The 13,838-nt window shown below is 68.4% G+C and carries 12 protein-coding genes; 9 read left to right on the top strand and 3 right to left on the bottom strand.

The window, feature by feature from the left end:
* From G369_RS36705 to G369_RS36710, 3 genes are all read left to right on the top strand, one after another.
* Positions 1-707, top strand: a 707-nt coding sequence (locus G369_RS36705) for a 4Fe-4S dicluster domain-containing protein (protein WP_019658211.1), incomplete at its 5' end; no start/stop codon positions are given.
* A gap of 8 nt (positions 708-715) precedes the next feature.
* Positions 716-1,648, top strand: a complete 933-nt coding sequence (locus tag G369_RS0132250) for a dimethyl sulfoxide reductase anchor subunit family protein (RefSeq protein WP_019658212.1) — start codon at positions 716-718, stop codon at positions 1,646-1,648.
* A gap of 118 nt (positions 1,649-1,766) precedes the next feature.
* A complete protein-coding gene (locus tag G369_RS36710) occupies positions 1,767-3,968 on the top strand; it encodes a histidine phosphatase family protein (RefSeq protein ID WP_019658213.1) in 2,202 nt (733 codons plus the stop codon).
* 46 nt (positions 3,969-4,014) lie between these two features.
* On the opposite strand, the gene G369_RS0132260 is transcribed toward G369_RS36710, so the two are convergent.
* The 3 genes from G369_RS0132260 to G369_RS0132270 all read right to left on the bottom strand — a co-directional run bounded on the left by G369_RS0132260 (position 4,015) and on the right by G369_RS0132270 (position 6,461).
* Entirely contained in the window at positions 4,015-4,839 is an 825-nt protein-coding gene (locus G369_RS0132260) for a hypothetical protein (protein ID WP_019658214.1), read from the bottom strand.
* A 172-nt stretch (positions 4,840-5,011) separates the two neighbouring features.
* Positions 5,012-5,542, bottom strand: coding sequence for an Lrp/AsnC family transcriptional regulator (locus G369_RS0132265; protein ID WP_019658215.1), 531 nt, complete (start codon positions 5,540-5,542; stop codon positions 5,012-5,014).
* 130 nt (positions 5,543-5,672) lie between these two features.
* On the bottom strand, positions 5,673-6,461 hold the full coding sequence (locus G369_RS0132270) for a DeoR/GlpR family DNA-binding transcription regulator (RefSeq protein WP_038116614.1): 789 nt from the start codon (positions 6,459-6,461) through the stop codon (positions 5,673-5,675).
* Positions 6,462-6,692: 231 nt separating this feature from the next.
* Between G369_RS0132270 and deoC the strand changes: the two genes are divergently transcribed.
* The 6 genes from deoC (at position 6,693) to G369_RS0132300 (ending at position 13,831) form a co-directional block, all read left to right on the top strand.
* Positions 6,693-7,751, top strand: coding sequence for a deoxyribose-phosphate aldolase (deoC, locus tag G369_RS0132275; protein ID WP_019658217.1), 1,059 nt, complete (start codon positions 6,693-6,695; stop codon positions 7,749-7,751).
* Between the two features lie 8 nt (positions 7,752-7,759).
* A complete protein-coding gene (locus tag G369_RS0132280; protein ID WP_020723424.1) occupies positions 7,760-10,192 on the top strand; it encodes an aldehyde dehydrogenase family protein in 2,433 nt (810 codons plus the stop codon).
* Between the two features lie 121 nt (positions 10,193-10,313).
* Positions 10,314-10,766, top strand: coding sequence for an RbsD/FucU family protein (locus tag G369_RS0132285; RefSeq protein WP_019658219.1), 453 nt, complete (start codon positions 10,314-10,316; stop codon positions 10,764-10,766).
* A 5-nt stretch (positions 10,767-10,771) separates the two neighbouring features.
* A complete protein-coding gene (gene rbsK, locus G369_RS0132290) occupies positions 10,772-11,734 on the top strand; it encodes a ribokinase (protein ID WP_019658220.1) in 963 nt (320 codons plus the stop codon).
* Positions 11,735-11,760: 26 nt separating this feature from the next.
* A complete protein-coding gene (locus tag G369_RS36715; protein WP_019658221.1) occupies positions 11,761-12,813 on the top strand; it encodes an ABC transporter permease in 1,053 nt (350 codons plus the stop codon).
* A gap of 13 nt (positions 12,814-12,826) precedes the next feature.
* Positions 12,827-13,831 carry a substrate-binding domain-containing protein gene (locus G369_RS0132300; protein WP_019658222.1) on the top strand — a complete coding sequence of 335 codons (1,005 nt, stop codon included), beginning with the start codon at positions 12,827-12,829 and terminating at the stop codon, positions 13,829-13,831.
* Positions 13,832-13,838 lie beyond the last annotated feature (7 nt).

Raw genomic sequence — 13,838 nt, forward strand, 5'->3', positions numbered from 1 at the left:
CACCCCAACCCTCCCCCAGAGGGGGAGGGAGTAATGCAACCCAACGCGCCGAGCCCGGCGAAACCCTCGCCAAACAGCTCGCCCTCGTCATCGACCTCAACGTCTGCGTCGGCTGCCACGCCTGCGTCACCTCGTGCAAGCAGTGGAACACCTCCGGCAGCGCGGGCCCGCTGGCCGACGAGCGGCCCTATGCGGCCAACCCCACCGGCACTTTCTTCAATCGCGTGCAGACCTACGAGGCGGGCGCCTTTCCGGCCACCGAGACCATCCACTTCCCCAAGAGCTGCCTGCACTGCGAAGACCCGCCCTGCGTGCCCGTGTGTCCCACGGGCGCGAGCTACAAGCGCAAGGAGGACGGCATCGTGCTCGTCGACTACGACAAGTGCATCGGCTGCAAGTACTGCGCATGGGCCTGCCCCTACGGCGCGCGCGAGCTGGACGAGGAGCGCCAGGTCATGACCAAGTGCACGCTGTGCGTGGACCGCATCCACGACGAGCAGCTGCCCAAGGAGGACCGCAAGCCCGCCTGCGTGAAGGCCTGCCCGACCGGCGCACGTCTCTTCGGCGACGTGAAGGACCCCGACTCCGAAGTGTCGAAGGCGATACGCGAACGCGGCGGCTACCAGCTGATGCCGGAGTGGGAGACCAACCCGGCCAACCGCTACCTGCCGCGGCGCATCACGTCGTCGACGCAAGAGCTGGAGTAGGCCGCAACATGCATCCGGCGTTCTCGATCCTTTTCTTCACCACGCTGGCCGGCGCCGCGCAGGGGCTGGTGTTCGCGCTTGCCCTGGCCGTGCTCTGCGGCCTCGAACTCGCGCCGGGCTTCCTGGGCCTTGCGCTGGGCGTGGCCGAGGTGCTGCTGGCGGCGGGACTCGCTGCATCCTTCATGCACCTGGGCCGCAAGACGCGCGCATGGCGCGCAGTGCTGATGTGGCGCACCTCGTGGATGTCGCGCGAGGTGATCGTGCTGCCGGCCTTCATCGCTCTGGTGGCGCTGTGGTGGCTGTCGCTGCGGGCGGGCCTGGGCGCGCCTTGGTCGTGGCTGCTGCCCTTGCTGGCGCTGGGCGGCGCGCTGCTGCTCTGGTACTGCACCGCGATGATCTATGCCTGCCTGCGCTTCATCGAGGAATGGGCGCATCCGCTGACCATCGTCAACTTCACGCTGATCGGACTGTCGTCGGGGCTGGTGCTGGCCTGCGCGATGGCGGCGCTGGCCGGCGAGGCGCGCTTCGTGCAGGTGTTCGGGTCTTTCTCGCTGGGTGCCACGCTGGCGGCGTGGGCTGCACGCGCCACGGCTCTGCGGCGCAACGCGGGAATCCGCCACAAGTCGACGCTCCAGTCGGCCACCGGCATCCGCACGCAGAAGCTGGTGCAGAAGTCGATGGGAATGTCGGCCGGGTCGTTCAACACGCGCGAGTTCTTCCATGGCACATCGCTCGCCGTGCTGGGCAACATGAAGCTCGGCTTTCTTCTGCTGGCCTTCGTGCTGCCCGCGTTGCTGCTGGCATGGGGCACGGCGGTCGGGGGCGCACTGCCGTGGGTGCTCGCGGCGCTGGTGCAGGCACCGGGGCTGCTGGCCGAGCGCTGGTTCTTCTTTGCGCAGGCGCGGCATCCGCAGAACCTGTACTACCAGGTCGTTTCCTGAGTCTCGAAGCGATTGGAGGGGCGGCCCGAGCCTTGGCTGCCGAGTGAGGGTGCTCGAGCGTCATGGGCACGTCACCTGCGCATGGAAGGATTCGGGCCTTTTGTCCACGGTCCTTCCAATGCTGCCGAACCTTTCACGCAACCGCGCCCTGGCATGCCTGCCAGCTTCATCACTCGGCCTGCTCGCAGTTCTGCTGGCCTCCTGCGGCGGCGGCGGAGGTTCAGGCAACTCGTTCCTGCCGCTGCCCGCCGCTGCGACTCCTGCGCCGGCTCCAGCCCCGGCAACGGCGCCGGCGGCGGCCAGCACCACCAGCGGCATGGTCGTCGGAAGCTATTTCGTCAACGCCAAGGTCTGCCTCGACACCAATGCCAACGGCCGTTGCGATGACGGCGAGCCATCCACCCGCACCGACAAGCGGGGTGCATACACGCTCGCAGGTACGGGCGCCGGCATCGTGGCCGAGATCGGCACCGACGCCACCGAACTCGACCCCGCCACCTCCACCTCGAAGCCCGTGACCTCCCGGCTTGTGCTGCGTGCGCCGAAGGAGGCGCCGGGCGTCGTCGACTTCCACTCGACCGCGGTGGTCGCCGAAATGGAAGCGGGTGGCATCGACTTCAAGGCTGCCACCGCGAAGGTGGCCATCTCCGTGGGCGTGATCGCGGCCAAGCTGCTCGGAGACTTCAACACCGAGGCCGACCCCGTGGCGAAGGCCGCGCTCAAGGCTGCCTCCGACGAAGGGCTGCAGCGCATCCGCGATGCGATCGCTGCGTCGGCCAGCGGCGACGACATCAAGGCCGTGTTGACCGCCGCAGCGCTGACCGACCGCTACTACCAGACCAAGGCTCCCTACCGCCCGCAGCAGGACGTCAGCACCTACGAAGCGCCGCCCGCGGGCTTCTCGCCGGTCTACACGCAGATGATCGCGCGCCACGGCTCGCGCGGCCTGTCCAGCCTCAAGTACGACCTGGCGGTCTACAACATGTGGGAGAAGGCGCGGGACGACGGCGCGCTCACGCCGCTGGGCCAGAAGCTGGGGGCCGACGTGCTGAAGATCATGAAGGCCAATTTCCTGCTGGGCTACGGCGTCGCGGGCATCACCAAGCCGGGCTATGGCAACGAGACGCAGGTCGGCATCAATGAGCACACGCAACTGGCGGCCCGGCTTCTGCAGCGTCTGCCGGCCTTCTGGAAGCAGGTCGGCGACAGCGCAGGCTCGGCGCCGCGGCAGATCGTGACCGTGACTTCCGGCGTCGACCGCGCGGTCGACAGCGGCAGCTTCTTCGTGCAATCGCTCAAGGCGACGCAGCCTGCATTGGCGCCGCTCGTCACCTATCCGCCGGCACCGGCGCCGTACCCCGACACCGGCACGGCGGCGAGCCAACCGGCCGGCACCAACCGCTTCCTGCTCTACTTCCACAAGCTCGTGAAAGCCACCGACCTGGTGAGCAAGACGGACGATCCGCTCTACACGACCTATCGGGACAGCCAGGCCTACCAGGCCTACAAGTCCGGTGATGCCGATCTCGCCGCCAAGCAGAGCGGCCTCACGGTCACGCCGGAGGCCGCGGCGGCCGGCCGCGTGCTGCTGGAGCGGCTGTTCGCCAAGAGCTTCGTCGACAAGATCGCCGACGGCAGCTACAGCTTCGCCAACACCGGCTCCCGCAGCTTCGCGAGCGACGACGGCAAGTTCTTTTCCAGCATCGACGGCGACGGCAAGACCACGATCAAGTCCCTGGGCGATGCCGGGTCGCTGCTGTACGAGCTCTACGTGATCGCTCCAGCCATGCGCAGCGAGGCCGGTGTCGACTTCGCCGCCTACATGCCGGCGGCGCAGGCGAAGTTCTTCGCGGCGCTCAACGACGGGTCCGACTTCTACGACAAGGGCCCCGGCATGACCGAGAAGGGCGACATCACCTCGCGCATGTCGCAGATCCTGGTGGACGACATGTTCAACGAGGTCGACGCCATTGCGCGCGGCGATCGCTCCCATGCCGCCAAGCTGCGCTTCGCGCACGCCGAGATCATCATGCCCTTCGCCGTTCGCATGGGGCTGAAGGGCGTGGACCAGGGCGTGCCCGCGGCGGCCAGCTTCAGCTACGGCAGCAACCCATGGCGCGGCGAATACGTGTCGCCCATGGCCGCCAACATGCAATGGGACGTGTACGCTGACGGCAGCGGCAAGCTGCTCGTGAAGATGCTCTACAACGAGAAGGAAACCGACTTCAAGGCCGCGTGCGACGGTGCGAAGAAGGCCGGCACCGCCCACTACTACGACTATGCGGCCCTGAAGTCCTGCTACGGCCGCGTGGTGCAGTAGGCCCGCTTTCGATTCGCAGCAGGCGAAGCCGGCCGCGCGATCCAGCCTACCTGCGTGCGGGCTCGCGGATGGCGGCTCGCGCGAGCCGCCACGCTGCGAACAGGAATGCCAGCGGCAGCACCACTGTCTGCAGAACGAACAGTGCAATGAGCTTCACGATCCGCTCGGCCCAGTCGGAGGCGGACTTCAGGATCTGTTCGTAGGTGGCCTTCAGGTCCGGCAGCTTGGGCAGCCAGCGTTCGATGCGGTCGCGCCAGCCTTCCTGCGCGGCCGGTGCCTCTTTCGTTGCATCCACCACGGCGGCGGGCGACTGCTCGATGCCCGACAGCGCGGCCTGGTAGTCGCTGGCCATGAACGTGCGGTAGAGACCTTCATTGGCCACCGCGGCAAGCGGTACGGCGAAACGCACCAGCAGCAGGCCGATCAGCGCCGACTGCAGCCAGCGCGGCGAGCTGCCGCGCCGCCAGCGCCATGCGATCCAGGCCAGCGCCACGGCGCAGACCAGGTACGACATCAGATGGTGTGCGCCGATGTTCAGCAGCACCAGCTGGATGCCGAATGACACGCTGGCCGCGAGCATCACCGCCGCGAACTGCTCGATCAGTTCGTTCAGCGGCTTCAGTGCCTGACCCGGCGCGAAACTCACGCCCACGCCGCCCGGCGTGGCATCGACCTGCGTGCCCTGCGCAACCGACACCACTGCCCCGAGCGCGCGTGCTGCAGCGAAGGTGGTCAGTGCGCGCTTCAGTCCGTCGTTGACCTGGGCCCGCGCGGGCGCGTCGATCGGTGCGACCCAGCAGCCGGCGAACACCAGCACGGCGATGAGCAGGAGATAGGCGCGTTGCAGCAGAAGGGGCTTGGGCAGGGGCATGGTCGGTGTGCGATCGGGGCGGAGGATGCGGTCATTCTCCACACGACCCTCGGCACACGGTGCCGATGCCCTTGGGCGGCATCAGGGTCTGTCCACACCATTTCCGGGGGCGCGTTGGTGCCCCAACGCTCCTTGCTGCCCTTCGCGGCCCCGGGGATGGTTTGAACAGTCCCTAGCTTCTGCGCAAACCCGCGGCGCGGGGCTTGCCTGGCGTGCCCGGCAGCAGGTGGTCCAGCGGCAGCGCCGTCTCGGACTTGATCTCGCGCAGCACGATGCTCGAGCGCACGTGCGTCACGCCGGGCAGGCTGAACAGCACCTCGTGCAGGAAGCGCTCGTAGTGCTTCATGTCGGGCACGGTCACGTTGAGGATGTAGTCGGCGGGGCCGGTGGCCGAGACGCAGCGGATGATCTGCGGACTGGCGGCCACGGCCTCCTCGAAGCGCTGCACCATCGTCTCGCTGTGGCGGTCGAGGTTCACCTCGGCCACGGCCGAGACGTGCAGGCCGACCAGTTCAGGATCGACCAGCGTGGTGTAGCCGCGGATGACGCCCGCGGCCTCCATGTCCTTGATGCGCTTCCAGCAGGGCGTGGGCGAGAGGCCGACGGCCTCGGAGATCTGCTGCACGGTCTGGCGTCCGTCGTGCTGCAGCGCGGAGAGGATCTTGAGGCAGTGCTCGTCGAGGGAAACGGTGCCGGTGTTCATCGCGGGATCGCAGGATCGCGGGTAGTGGGTGGGGTGCGCGGACCGGATGCCGGTCCGCGCCATCGTCGCGATTCTCCTTGATCGATGCGGCGGGGCAATGTCGTGCCTTGGCCGCCGCAGGGTGCTCGTTCTACGCGTCGGCTGCGCGCGCGAATTCCAGCGGCAGGTCCTTGAACTGCTTCTTCAGCGAAGGCTCCGGCGAGCCGCCGACCACGATGCGAGCGAAGGCATCGAGCGGGCTGAAGAAGGCGGGGCGCAGCGTGCCGAGCTTGCTTTCGTCGATGACCAGGAAGCTCTGCGACGCACTGCGGATGGCCGCCTGCTTCACCGGCACCTCGTGGAAGTTGGAGCAGCTCGCGCCGCGTTCCACGTCGATGCCGCCCGCCGAGATGAAGGCCTTGTTCACGCCCAGCCTGGCGAGGTACTGCAGCCCCTCGTCGGAGAAGAAGGTGGCGGAGGAGGGGTGGTACAGCCCGCCGAGCAGCATCAGCTGCGTGTTCGGGCGGCGGCTGAGAACCTGCGCGATGTTCGTGGAGTAACACACCACGCTCAGCGGCATCTCGGACGGCAGCGCTTCCGCGAAATGGACCATGGTGGTGCCGCAGTCGATGAACAGGCTGTCGTGCGGCTGCACGAGTTCGGCGGCGCTCTCGCAGGCCAGGCGCTTGTTGGCCGCGTGCTGGTCGCTGGCCTCGTCGAGCGAGTAGCGCTCGGCGCCCGGCAGCGTCGTCGCAAGCACATAGCCGCCGAGTGCGGAGAGCGGAGATTCGGCCGACGCCAGGTCGCGGCGGATCGTCATCTCCGTCACCTCGAGCTGCTGCGCCGCCTGCTTGATCGGCAGCGGGCCGCCGGCCTCGACGAGTTCCTGCATCCTGGCCAGGCGCACGGCCCGGGCTTCGGCTCCGGCGGTTCTTCTCATGTTCGGTTTCCTCAGGTCCACCTACCTGAGTATCGGGCATCGCACGTGGTTTCAATGTTGTTTAAAAAACATATTGCGCGGATAAATGTTGTTGTAATAACATTTGCGCCAACACGAACACCAAGGCCCGCCGCGATGCGATTCGATGCGACGAGGCTCGGAGACAAAAGACATGCCCCTTGCCGTCCCGCCGCACCTGCGGCCCTCGCGCGCCACGGCGCCCGCCCATTCATGACTTCCACTTCCCTCGTTCGCCCCAGCGGCGCGGTGCGCTCGCGCCCGGCGTCGCCGGCGGCCGCGCCCCGGGCGCCCGCCGAGACGCCCGCGCCGACCCACGCCGCTGCGGCGCGCAACTCCGCCCAGCCTTTCGATCTCGGCTGGATCGACGGCATCCGCTTCAACCTGTCCGCCGCCGAGCGCCGCGTGGCCACGCTGCCGGGCCGCCGCTCGGTCAAGAAGGACGCGCAGGCCGGCTGGCTGTTGAAGGCCATCACCTGCATCGACCTCACCACGCTCAGCGGCGACGACACCGCCGAACGCGTGAAGCGCCTCTGCGCCAAGGCCGTGACGCCGGTTCGGCCCGACCTGCTGGCCGCACTCGGTTTTGCCGACCGCAAGCTGCACACAGGCGCGGTATGCGTCTATCACCGCTTCGTCTCCACGGCGGTCGAGGCACTGGCTGGCACCGGCATCCCGGTGGCGGCGGTGTCCACGGGCTTTCCGGCGGGGCTGATTCCGCATGAGCTCAAGCTCAAGGAGATCGAGGCCTCGGTGCGCGACGGCGCTTCGGAGATCGACATCGTCATCACCCGCGAGCACGTGCTCGCCGGCCAGTGGAAGAAGCTCTACGACGAGATGCTCGACTTCCGCCGCGCGGCGGGCGAGGCGCATGTGAAGGCGATCCTCGCGACCGGCGAGCTCAAGACGCTGCGCAACGTCGCGAAGGCCTCGATGGTCTGCATGATGGCCGGCGCCGATTTCATCAAGACCTCCACCGGCAAGGAGGGCGTGAACGCCACGCCGCTGGTCACGCTCGCGATGCTGCGGATGATCCGCCAGTACGAGGCCCGAACCGGCCTGCGCGTGGGCTACAAGCCCGCAGGCGGCGTCTCCACCGCGAAGACCGCGCTCGACTACCAGGTGCTCATGAAGGAGGAGCTGGGCCGCGACTGGCTCGAGCCCGACCTGTTCCGCATCGGCGCCTCCACGCTGCTGGCCGACATCGAGCGCCAGCTGGAGCACCACGTCACCGGCCGCTACTCGGCCTACAACCGCCACCCGATCGGATGAGCAGCCCGATGAGCAACAACAACAACAGCAGCAGCAACGTCGCACGCTACTTCGACACCATGGACTACGGCCCCGCGCCCGAGAGCGACACCGACGCGCGCGAATGGCTCGCGCGCCATGCCGAAGGCTTCGGCCATTTCATCGACGGGCGATTCACCCCCGCATCGGAAGGCGCGCATTTCGACACGGCCGAGCCGGCCACCGGCCAGCGCCTTGCAGGCATTGCGCAAGGTTCCGCGAAGGACGTGGATGCCGCGGTGGCTGCAGCACGTGCCGCGCAGCCCGGCTGGTTCGCGCTCGGCGGCCATGGCCGCGCGCGGCATCTGTACGCGCTCGCCCGCATGGTGCAGCGCAATGCGCGCCTGCTGGCGGTGGTCGAGGCACTCGACAACGGCAAGCCGATCCGCGAGACGCGCGACCTCGACGTGCCCCTGGCCGCGCGCCACTTCTATCACCACGCCGGCTGGGCGCAGCTGCAGGAGCGCGAGTTCTCCGACCAGGTGCCGTTGGGTGTGGTCGGCCAGATCATCCCGTGGAACTTCCCGCTGCTGATGCTCGCGTGGAAGATCGCGCCCGCGCTCGCGCTGGGCAACACCGTGGTGCTGAAGCCCGCCGAGTTCACGCCGCTGAGCGCCTTGTTGTTCGCCGAACTCGCTGCGCAGGCGGGCCTGCCGCACGGCGTGCTCAACGTGGTGACGGGCGACGGTGCCACCGGCGCTGCGCTGGTCGCGCACGAGGGCGTGGACAAGATCGCATTCACCGGCTCTACGGAAGTGGGGCGGCTCATCCGCACCGCCACGGCGGGCACGGGCAAGTCGCTCACGCTGGAGCTGGGCGGCAAGTCGCCGTTCATCGTGTTCGACGACGCGGACATCGACGCGGCGGTGGAGGGCGTGGTCGATGCGATCTGGTTCAACCAGGGCCAGGTGTGCTGCGCCGGTTCGCGGCTGCTGCTGCAGGAAGGCATCGCCGAAGAGTTCATCGTGCGGCTCAAGCGCCGCATGCAGACCCTGCGCGTGGGGCCGCCGCTGGACAAGGCGATCGACATGGGCAGCCTGATCGACCCCACGCAGCTGGAGCGCGTGCGCTCGCTCGTGACCACCGGCGTGCGCGAGGGCGCAAGCTGCTACCAGGCGCCGGGCGCGCTGCCGCCGGGCGGCAGCTTCTTTCCGCCGACGCTGCTGACGGGCGTGCAGCCGGCATCCACCGTCGCGACCGAGGAGATCTTCGGCCCCGTGCTGGTGACGATGACCTTCCGCACGCCCGACGAAGCCGTCGCGCTGGCCAACAACACGCGCTACGGCCTCGCAGCCAGCGTGTGGAGCGAGACCATCGGCCTCGCGCTGGGCATCGCGCCGCAGCTGCAGGCGGGCGTGGTGTGGGTCAACGCGACCAACCTGTTCGACGCGGGGGTGGGCTTCGGCGGTTATCGCGAATCGGGCTACGGCCGCGAGGGCGGAAGGGAGGGCTGCTACGAATACCTGAAGCCGCGCGCCTGGGCGCAGCGCAAGCCGCGCGCTGATGTCGATGCCGTGGCCGTCGTAGCGGCGAACGAAGCGGCAGATGCCAAGGATGAAACTCCGCTCGCATTGCCTGTCATCGACCGCACCGCCAAGCTCTTCATCGGCGGCAAGCAGGTGCGGCCCGACGGCGAACTCTCCAGCAGCGTCTTCGCCGCCAACGGCCAGCGCGCCGGCGAGGTGGGCACGGGCAACCGCAAGGACATCCGCAACGCGGTCGCCGCGGCACGCTCGGCTGCAAGCTGGTCGACCGCGACGCCGCATCGGCGTGCGCAGGCGCTGTACTACCTCGCGGAGAACCTGTCGGCACGCGCAGGCGAGTTCGCCGCGCGCATCGCGAGCCTGACCGGCGTTGTAGCGAAGGCCGCGCAGGCAGAGGTCGATGCATCGGTGAGCCGCCTCTTCGCCTACGGCGCCTGGGCCGACAAGTACGAAGGCACGGTACACGTACCGCCGCTGCGCGGCGTGGCGCTGGCCACGGTCGAGGCGATCGGCGTGGTGGGCGTGGTGTGCCCCGACGAGGCGCCGCTGCTGTCCTTCGTGAGCCTGCTGGCGCCCAACCTCGCCATGGGCAACCGCACGGTGATCGTGCCGGGCGAAAAGCACGCGCTGGTCGCCACCGACTTCTACCAGGTGCTCGAGACCTCCGACCTGCCGGGCGGCGTCGTCAACATCGTGACCGGCCCGGCCGCGAGCCTCGTGCGCACGCTGGCGGAGCACGACGACGTCGACGCGCTCTGGGTCTTCGGTGACAAGGCACTGTCGCGCGATGCCGAGCGGCTGTCGGTCGGCAACCTCAAGCGCACCCTGGTCGACCACGGCCTGGCCACCGACTGGAGCGACCCGGCATCGGGCGAAGGCCCGGCGTTCCTGCGGCACGCCACGCAGGTCAAGAACATCTGGATTCCCTATGGCGAATGAACGGGCAGCCGTCGCTCCTGTTATCGAAACCGAGGGAAATCCCCGAGAAGCAAACGTTTGCGCAAACGTTTTCTTTATCTAAGATCGCAACCGCGAAAGCCATACCAAATCAGGAGACCGCATGCTGAAGTCCATCCATCCGCTGCTCAACGCCGACGTGCTCTACGCCCTGCGCGCGATGGGTCACGGCGACGAACTAGTGCTGTGCGACGCCAATTTCCCGGCCGACTCGGTCGCCCGCCAGACCTCGCTGGGCCGGCTGCTGCGCATCGACGGCGTGGGCACCACCGAGGCGGCGCGCGCCATCCTGTCGGTGCTGCCGCTGGACAACGCGGTGGACGATCCCGCGCGGCGCATGGAGATCATGGGCGCGCCCCATGAGATTCCGCCGGTGCAGCAGGAGATGCAGCGAGAGATCGACGCGGCGGAAGGGCGCCCGCGTCCGATGGGCTCCATCGAGCGCTTCGCGTTCTATGAAGCCGCGCGCCGCGCGTACTGCGTGATCGCCACCGGCGAGCGCCGCTTCTACGGCTGCTTCGTGTTCAAGAAGGGCGTGATCGCCCCCGAGGCCTGATCGCGATGAGCGCCGTTTCCTCGAATCAGAACCAGCATCGGCAGCACGGCGTCGCCGTGCTCGGCATCTTCGTGGCCGACCTCGCATTTCGCGCGGCCGACCTTCCGGGCGTGGGCCAGACCATCGCAGGCTCCGGCTTCGCCATGGGGCCCGGCGGCAAGGGCTCGAACCAGTCCGTGGCCGCCGCACGAGCCGGGGCGCAGGTGACCTTCATCTCCAAGCTCGGGCAGGACGCCTTCGGCGCCAACGCGCTCGAACTGTGGGCGCAGGAAGGCATCACGCCGCGCGTGCCGCAGGTGACCACGCAGCCGACCGGCGCGGCCTTCATCTACGTGCACGAGGTCACGGGCGACAACGCCATCATCGTGGTGCCCGGCGCCGCGGCGCTCATCGATCCGGCCGACGTCGATGCGGCCGCCGACGCCATCAGCGGTGCGCGCGTGTTCGTCACGCAGCTGGAGCAGCCGGCCGGCGCCGCGCAGCGCGGCCTGGAGCTCGCTCGGGCCGCGGGCACGGTGACGGTGTTCAACCCCGCGCCTGCGCTGCCCTTCGACGATGCGGTGTATGCGCTGTGCGACTACATCACGCCGAACGAGCACGAGGCGGCGGCGCTCAGCGGCATTGCCGTCGAGACCGTCGACGACGCGCGGCGCGCAGGCGACTTCTTCCTCTCCAAGGGGGTTGGCTGCGCGCTCATCACGCTCGGCGAGAAGGGCGCGCTGCTGCACAGCGCGAAGGAATCGGTGCACCTGCCCGTGTTCCATGCCGGCGCGGTGAAGGAAACGGCCGGCGCGGGCGATGCCTTCAACGGCGGCTTCGCAGCTGCGCTGGCCGAGGGCGCGTCGCCGCTGGAAGCCGCACGCTTCGGCTCGGCCGTGGCCGCCATCTCCGTGACGCGCGCCGGTACCGCGCCCTCGATGCCCACGCGCGCCGAGGTCGATGCGCTGCTGAACCGCGTGGCGGCCTGAGCCGCAAGCCGCAAAGGAGCCTTTCCGTGAAATTCAGGTTTTCAGACCGCGAGCTCAACTTCCTGGTCGGCATCAACGTCGCGATCCTCGTGGTCGCCACGGTGCTGTCGAAGGGCGACTTCCTCGACGTCTACAACTTCCAGTCGATGGGCGGCCAGCTGCCCGAGCTCGGCCTGCTGGCCATGGGCGTGGCGCTGTCGATGATCTCCGGCAACGGCGGCATCGACCTCTCGGGCGTGGCGCTGGCCAATCTCTCGGGCGTGGTGGCGGCCACGCTGGCGCCGATGCTGGTCGATGCCGATGCGTCGCCGTGGCTCTACACCGGCACCTTCGCCGTGACCGCGCTCGCGGTCGGGCTCGCGGGCGGGCTGCTCAACGGCGTGCTGATCGCGCGTGCAGGCCTCACACCCATCCTGTGCACGCTGGGCACGCAGCTGCTCTACACCGGCTTCGCAGTGGTTCTCACGGGTGGCTCCAGCCTTCGCGTGGGCAACGCGGAGCCGCTCTCGGCCATCGGCAACGAGAACGTGCTGGGCGTGCCCATTCCGTTCGCGATCTTCATCGCGATGCTGCTGGCCGTGGCCTGGCTGCTCAAGCAGAGTCCCTTCGGCATCCGGCTCTTCCTGCTGGGCACCAACGCCAAGGCTGCGCGCTATGCGGGCATTCCGCAGGGGCGCATGCTGATCGCCACCTATGCGCTGTGCGGCGTGCTGGCGGCGGTGGCGGGCGTGATCATCGCGGGCCGCACGGCCAGCGTGAAGTCGGACTACGGCAACTCGTACCTGCTGATCGCCATCCTCATCACCGTGATGGCCGGCGTGCGGCCGCAGGGCGGCTACGGACGCATGGTGTGCCTGTTCTTCTCGGCCGTGGCGCTGCAGCTGCTGTCGAGCACCTTCAACCTGCTGGGCATTTCCAACTTCTTCCGGGACTGCGCCTGGGGCCTGCTGCTGCTGTTCTTCCTGGCATCGGCCCGCCTGAGCCTGGGCGACCTGCGCAGCTTCATCTCCGTTTCGCGCACCAGCGCACCGCCGCATCAGCCCCCTCCTGGCGCGACGCAGAGAACCACCGAGGGCTAGGAGACAAACGAACATGCTGAAGAAAACCAAGATCGCCTGCACCGTGCTGGCACTGGGCACCGTGGCCTTCGCCTCGGCGCTGCATGCGCAGGGCAAGCCGCAGGACATCGTCACCGTGGTGAAGATCACCGGCATCAGCTGGTTCAACCGCATGGAAGTGGGCGTGAAGGAGTTCGGCAGCAGCACGCCGGGCGTGGCCACGCGCCAGATCGGCCCGGCCCAGTCCGACGCCGCGCAGCAGCAGCGGCTGGTGGAAGACCTGGTGGCGAAGAAGGTCGACGCGATTGCGGTGGTGTCGATGGATCCGCCCACGCTGGAGCCGGTGCTCAAGCGCGCGATGGAACGCGGCATCAAGGTCGTCACGCACGAGGCCGACAACCAGAAGAACACCATGGTCGACATCGAGGCCTTCGACAACACGGCCTACGGCGCGCGCATCAACGAGCGCCTGGCCGCCTGCATGGGCCAGCAGGGCAAGTGGACCTCGCTGGTGGGTTCTCTGGGTAGCCAGTCGCAGGTGCAGTGGGCCGACGGTGGTGCGGCCAATGCCAAGAAGTACCCCAAGATGCAGCTGGTCGATGCCAAGAACGAGTCGCTCAACGACGCCGAGAAGGCCTACGGCAAGGCCAAGGAGATGCTGCGCAAGCACCCGGACCTGAAGGGTTTCCAGGGCTCGTCGTCGCTGGACGTGCTGGGCATCGGCCGCGCGGTGGAAGAGGCCGGCCTGCAGGGCAAGATCTGCGTCTTCGGCACCGGCCTGCCGAGCGAGGCGGCCAAGTTCCTCGAGTCGGGAGCGGTCGGCGGCATCGCCTTCTGGGACCCGAAGGACGCCGGCCTCGTCATGAACAAGGCGGCCAAGATGCTGCTCGACGGCAAGACCATCACCGACGGCACCGACATGGGCGTGCCCGGCTACAACAAGGTCTCGGTGAAGAAGGGCCCGGGCGCCGGCATCATCGTCACCGGCCAGGCCTGGGTCGAGGTCGACAAGCAGAACTACAAGAAGTACTCGTTCTGACGCGACG

Origin of the sequence: Variovorax atrisoli 110B, from assembly GCF_000382045.1 — a bacterium.
Taxonomy (GTDB): domain Bacteria; phylum Pseudomonadota; class Gammaproteobacteria; order Burkholderiales; family Burkholderiaceae_C; genus Variovorax; species Variovorax atrisoli.